The 6,621-nt window shown below is 62.4% G+C and carries 3 protein-coding genes; all 3 read left to right on the forward strand.

Annotated elements, in window-relative coordinates; genetic code table 11:
• Nucleotides 1–2: 2 nt before the first annotated feature.
• Nucleotides 3–1,625 carry a restriction endonuclease subunit S gene (locus J4G12_00620; GenBank protein ID MCE2454311.1) on the forward strand — a complete coding sequence of 541 codons (1,623 nt, stop codon included), beginning with the start codon at nucleotides 3–5 and terminating at the stop codon, nucleotides 1,623–1,625.
• A complete protein-coding gene (locus tag J4G12_00625) occupies nucleotides 1,622–4,774 on the forward strand; it encodes a type I restriction endonuclease subunit R (GenBank protein ID MCE2454312.1) in 3,153 nt (1,050 codons plus the stop codon). Before J4G12_00620 ends, J4G12_00625 begins: the two co-directional genes overlap by 4 nt.
• Before the next feature lie 405 nt (nucleotides 4,775–5,179).
• The gene (locus tag J4G12_00630; protein MCE2454313.1) at nucleotides 5,180–6,454 is read left to right on the forward strand and encodes an RNA-directed DNA polymerase; all 1,275 of its coding nucleotides are present in this window, start codon (nucleotides 5,180–5,182) and stop codon (nucleotides 6,452–6,454) included.
• Nucleotides 6,455–6,621 lie beyond the last annotated feature (167 nt).

The raw sequence follows: 6,621 nt of genomic DNA on the forward strand, positions 1-6,621 counted from the left end.
GAATGAGCACCTCTGTACCCGCCGTCGACCTCCGGCCCGATCATTGGGCTATCGTCCGCCGCGCTCTACGGAGCCATGTACCGGATCGCGAGGTGCTCGCCTTCGGATCGCGCGCGACGTGGACCGCGAAGGACTATTCCGACCTCGACCTTGCGGTCATGGGTGAGGAGCCTCTCTCGCTACGCACAGTCTCCGCCTTGGACGAGGCGCTCGGAGACTCCGATCTGCCGTTCAAGGTCGATGTCGTGGATTGGGCGAGGATCGACGATGCGTTCCGTAGAATCATCCGACGACATGGGGTGCCCGTTCAAGAACTGCCGAAGGTCTCGGATCTGACCCGCCTGACGCCGTCAAAGGACTGGGACACCATCTCGTTCGGGGATGCGTTTCTGATGAACCCTCCGGTTCCTATCGAACGCGGCCGCCCAACCCCGTTCGTCGAGATGGCTGCTGTCGATCCAACCCGTCGTGCTGTTCGCTCGACACGGGTCAGAGAGTTTCGAGGGAGCGGTAGCCGGTTCCAGAACGGTGATACTCTGTTCGCCCGGATCACGCCGTGCTTGGAAAACGGCAAGATTGCCCGCTACTACGCGAACTCCAGCATGGGAGATGTCGCCCATGGTTCGACGGAGTTCATTGTGGTTCGCGGTCGACCTGGGGTCACCGATTCCAAGTACGCGTTCTATGCTGCACGATCAGATCTCGTTCGGGAGTACGCGATTGGCCAGATGATCGGTACCTCTGGCCGCCAACGTGTGCCAACGGAAGCATTGGCGCACCTCAATGTGCCGCTGCCCCCGCTCTCCGAGCAACGCGCCATCGCCCACGTCCTGGGCACGTTGGACGACAAGATCGAGTTGAACCGGCGGATGAACGAGACGCTGGAGGCTATGGCACGGGCGCTTTTCAAGTCCTGGTTCGTCGATTTTGATCCGGTGCGCGCCAAGATGGATGGGCGGGACACGGGCCTTCCGCAGGACATCGCCGACCTGTTCCCCGACCGGCTAGTGGATTCCGAGATGGGAGAGATACCGGAGGGGTGGGAGGCAAAGTCGCTGAGAGACTGCATGAAACTAACGATGGGGCAGTCGCCCCCGGGTAGTACCTACAACCACCACGGAGACGGCTTGCCCTTCTTCCAAGGCCGGTCGGAGTTCGGCTTTCGCTATCCTGAGAAACGGAGATTCTGTTCCGCTCCGACTCGCGTTGCGAAACCAGAGGATACGCTGGTCAGCGTCCGGGCTCCCGTAGGGGACATCAACTTGGCTTGGGAACGGTGTTGTATCGGACGGGGCGTGGCGGCACTGAGACACAAGTCGGGCTCAAGCTCATTCACTTACCATTCGGCTTGGGCCTTGCAGCGAGAGTTGAGGGAATACGAGCACACGGGAACCGTGTTCGGCGCGATCAACAAGCGGCAGTTTCAAGCCCTGAAGGTCACCGAGCCCGACCCCGTGGTCGTCAAAGCGTTTGATGCCATGTCCGTGAGTCTGGACGCGCGAATCAGATCGAGCGTTGCGGAATCCCGCACCCTCGCCGCGCTCCTCGACACGCTCCTCCCCAAGCTCATCTCGGGCGAGATCCGCGTACCGGATGCCGAGGGGTTGGTGGAATCCGTCCCGTGACACCCACCTCGTCTTCCTTCACCGAGTCGGAGCTCGAAGCCGCCGCGCTCGAATGGCTTGAAGGCCTCGGCTGGAAGGTAGCCCACGGTCCCGACATCGCCCCGCATGCGGACGGGGCGGAACGGGCGGACTACACCGAAGTCGTTCTGGAACACCGGCTGCGCGACGCCTTGGACCGGTTGAACCCCGACCTACCCGCCGAGGCACTGGACGACGCCTGCCGCAAGATAATGCGCCCCGAAGGCTCCACGCTGGAGGCCCGCAACCGTGCATTCCACCGTCTGTTCGTGGAGGGCGTAACGGTCGAGTACCGGTCCGCCAGGGGTACCGTGCGCGGCGCGCAGGTCTCGGTTCTCGACAACGAGAACCCTACCAACAACGATTGGCTGGCGGTCAACCAGTTCACCGTCGTCGAGGGCGAGTACGAGCGGCGACCGGACGTCGTGCTGTTCGTCAACGGACTTCCGCTGGGCCTGATTGAACTCAAGAATCCGGCGGACGAGAAGGCCACGGTGTGGACGGCCTGGAATCAGATCCAGACCTACAAGGCCGAACTCACGGACCTGTTCGCCTTCAACGCGGTGCTCGTCGCTTCGGACGGGGTCGACGCCCGTCTGGGCACCCTAACCGCCGGGCGCGAGTGGTTCAAACCGTGGCGCACGATCACGGGCGAGACGCTGGCCGGGCCGCATCTGCCCCAGCTGCAGGTGATGCTCGAAGGGATGTGCCAGCGCGGGCGGTTCCTGTCGTTGGTCCGGGACTTCATCGCGTTCGAGGATGACGGCAGCGGCAAGCCGGCCAAGAAGATGGCCGGATATCACCAGTTCCATGCGGTGGAGACGGCGGTACGGGAATCCCTGCGCGCAGCCGCGCTCAGGCGGGAAGCGGATCGGGTCGCCGAGCGGGGAGGTCGGTATGAGTCGGGCAAGAAGCCCGGAGGCGCGCCGGGCGACCGGCGCATCGGAGTCGTCTGGCACACCCAGGGCTCGGGCAAGAGCCTGACCATGGCCTTCTACGCCGGACGGATCGCTCGCGAGCCGGCGATGGAGAACCCGACCATCGTCGTGCTGACGGACCGAAACGACCTCGACGACCAGCTCTTCGGGACGTTCTCTCGCTGCAAGGACCTGCTGCGGCAGCAGCCGACCCAGGCCGGGAGCCGTGCCGACCTGCGTGCCAGGTTGGCGGTCGAGTCGGGCGGCGTGGTCTTCACCACCATCCAGAAGTTCTTCCCCGAAGTGAAGGGCGACCGGATGCCCGAGTTGTCGAGGCGCCGCAACATCGTGGTGATCGCCGACGAGGCGCACCGTAGCCAGTACGACTTCATCGACGGCTACGCGCGCCATATGCGCGACGCGCTTCCCAACGCCTCGTTCATCGGCTTCACCGGCACGCCCATCGAGCTCGAGGACGCCAACACGCGGGCGGTGTTCGGCGACTACATCAGCGTCTACGACATCGAGCGGGCCGTCGAGGACCATGCCACCGTGCCAATCTATTACGAGAGCCGCTTGGCGAAGCTGGCTCTGGACGAGACAGCGCGGCCGATGATCGATCCCGATTTCGAGGAGGCGACCGAGGGCGAGGAGGTCGAGCGCAAGGAGAAGCTCAAGACCAAGTGGGCTCAGCTCGAAGCGGTCGTCGGAGCCCCGCACCGCCTCAAGTTCGTCGCCCGGGACATCGTTTCGCACTTCGACCGGCGGCTCGCAGCCATCGAAGGCAAGGCGATGGTCGTCTGCATGAGTCGCCGTATCTGCATCGACCTCTACCGTGAGTTGACTCGCCTGCGCCCCGAGTGGCACCACGAGGACGACGCCACGGGCGAGATCAAGGTCGTGATGACCGGCAGCGCATCGGACCCTCCCGACTGGCAGCCGCTCATCCGCAACAAGAAGCGCCGCGAGCTTCTGGCGACGCGGTTCCGCGATCCCGGCGATCCCCTTCGGGTGGTGCTTGTGCGGGACATGTGGCTGACCGGCTTCGACGCCCCGAGCCTGCACACCATGTACGTGGACAAGCCGATGCGCGGCCACGGGCTCATGCAAGCCATCGCACGGGTGAACCGTGTGTTCCGGGACAAGCCGGGCGGCCTCGTGGTGGACTACCTCGGGCTCGCCCACGAACTCAAGCGCGCGCTCGCGACCTACACCGAGAGCGGCGGCACTGGCAGAACCACGCTGGATCAGTCCGAGGCGGTCGCCGTGATGTTGGAGAAATACGAGGTATGCCGGAACCTGTTCCACGGCTTCGCCTGTTCCGGGTGGATCGACGGGACCCCATCGGAACGCGTGAGCCTGCTGCCGGCAGCCCAGGAACACATCCTCGCGCAGAGGGACGGCAAGGAGCGCTGTTTGCGGGCGGTGCGCGAACTATCACAGGCGTTCGCGCTCGCCGTGCCGCACGAGGAAGCGATGCGAGTCCGGGACGACGTGGCGTTTTTCCAAGCCGTCCGGTCGGTGCTGGCCAAGCGTGCCGCAGGGGAGGCGCGTACCGAGGAAGAGCTTGACATGGCCATCCGCCAGATCGTCTCGCGGGCCGTGGCCTCGGAAGGCGTCGTCGATATCTTCGCTGCGGCGGGCCTTGAGAAGCCCGACGTGTCGATCCTCTCCGAGGAGTTCCTGGCCGAAGTGCGGGGCATGAAGCGGCGCAACCTCGCGGTCGAATTGCTGCGTAAGCTGCTCAAGGGAGAACTGGCGGTTCGCAGGCGACGAAACGTCGTCCAGGCGCGGTCCTTCGCCGAGATGCTCGACCAGACCGTCCGCCGATACGAGAACCGGGCCGTCGAGGCCGCGCAGGTCATCGAGGAGTTGACTCAGCTGGCCCGCGACATGCGCGAAGCGAACGCCCGCGGCGAGGCGCTGGGGCTCTGCGAGGATGAACTCGCCTTCTACGATGCTCTTGAGACCAACGACAGCGCCGTGCAGGTGCTCGGCGACGAGACGTTGCGGGACATCGCACGCGAGTTGATCGAGACCGTGCGGAACAACGTCAAGATCGACTGGACGCTACGCGAGAACGTGCGCGCCAACCTGCGGCGGCTCGTCAAGCGAATCCTCCGCAAGCACGGCTACCCGCCCGACAAGCGGGAGAAGGCGACAAGGACGGTGCTGGAACAGGCGGAGGCGCTGTCCGCCAACTGGACGGTATGACCGCCGGATCGGTTCTCAGCAGCCGGCTCGGGCACCGGTGAACCATTGGACACAAGGAGAAAAATGCCGACACATCGAAGACCCAAGCCATCCACACCGGGCCAGGCCATTCCCGGCCCTAGATACGCCCACCATGCTCTACTACAGAGCCACTACCTACCTGGCCAGCATCCGGAACGCGACGAACTGCCACCTTGTTTCTCGAGTCAGCTCCTGAGCCCCGAGATCGCTGACAAACTGATTGAGTGCACCGCGCCCGACAAACCCACGAACCCGGACCGAAGCTGTGACTCGATTGCCTTTCGCCTCAACCGACATGCAAATAGCACCCGACTACTAAAGATCCCGCACCCCGAGGCCTACGTCCGCCTGTGCCGTGCGATCATTGATGAGTGGGATAAAATCATGACCCGCATTGGGGAGAACGAAGAAAGCCAGATCGTGCCCAAGATATCTGGCGACAACGACCTGGTTTCTATGGGACGGTACGAAGCGGAAGAAACAGAATCTCACATGAGCATCCTGCGGTATTCCGCCCAACGGCGCCGGGCGACCACTAAACGGTTGGATCGAGCTATTGGGAAGCGCTACCTAGCACGCGCCGATATCGCTGTGTTCTTCCCCTCCGTTTACACGCACGCGATTCCTTGGGCCATCCACACCAAAGAGATAGCCAAGAGGCGCAGGCGCGACAAATGCCTATACGGCAACGTGCTCGACGAACGCTCGCGCAATATGCAACGGGGTGAGACCCTTGGCATTCCGATAGGACCCGCGACATCCTACATTCTCTCCGAATTGCTGCTCAATCCTGTCGATGCCGCGCTACGAGACGAATATACCTTCATGCGATTCATTGACGACTACAGCTGCTACTGTGGCTCCAGGAAAGAAGCCGACGCCTTCATTGGGGCCCTGGAAGATCAATTAGCCGAGTATGGTCTCCAGCTCAACGCCAGCAAGACGAACATCACTCGCCTTCCGGCCACAACGGCCGACCCGTGGATAATCCAGTTGCGCACGCTACTGGATGGCTTCAACCTCTCCCAGTCCTCTACCTTAGGGACCCTTTTTGATCTCGCCATCAATCTGCAGGCCAAGTGGCCGAAAGGAAACGTGGTGAAGTACGCTGCCCGCGCGCTTGCTCGCCATTCTACGACGGATGATCTGCGGCACCGATGTGCACGACACATCTTGGAGATCGCCTTTCACTACCCGTCGGTCATGCCCATTTTGGCCCGCCTCGTTCAAGACGACTCCTCCGTAGTGCGAGCCGATGAACTCGAACGACTGCTGGAAAAACAGTCGGAACAACGGGCACCTACTGATGCCATGTGCTGGACACTGTTCGCTTGGCGGAAGCAAACATCCGGTACCGCGACATTACCGTCTGACTTGGTAAACGCGGTTATAGGGACAGATGACTGCATGGCCATCGCTTCGCTCTGGGCAATAGACCAAGGCGAGGTAGATGTTATCGATTTCGTAAGGACAAAGCTCGCAGGTAGCACGGACGAGAAGTACGATCGCTTCTGGCTATTGGTCCACGAAGTTGGCGACAAAGCCCCGGAGACGAAATCGTATCGGGAAAGGACTGGCCTACAGCTGCTGGCCGACATAGGGGTGTCGTTCATTGATCGCGCCGCATTCACGGGGAAGGACGACGACGAGCCCATATGAAGACGGCTTGTTCATGAGACAGTCGTGAGATGGTCGCGCCCGGCCTCCACTGGGGACTGAAATTCTGAGCGATGATACGACCGATAGAGTGGACCTGCCCCGCTTTCACGGACGGTTGGTTTCTGTGGTTGATGGTGTCTGATGTGGTTTCTTTTCTCGCTCTTCCA

This window comes from Gemmatimonadota bacterium (assembly GCA_021295815.1).
Lineage (GTDB): Bacteria > Gemmatimonadota > Gemmatimonadetes > Longimicrobiales > Gaopeijiaceae > JAGWBQ01.

What these genes read in the sequence shown, in the direction of transcription:
- J4G12_00620 (MCE2454311.1), top strand. Translation starts at nt 3, where the DNA reads ATGAGCACCTCTGTACCCGCCGTCGACCTCCGGCCCGATCATTGGGCT.
- J4G12_00630 (MCE2454313.1), top strand. Translation starts at nt 5,180, where the DNA reads ATGACCCGCATTGGGGAGAACGAAGAAAGCCAGATCGTGCCCAAGATA.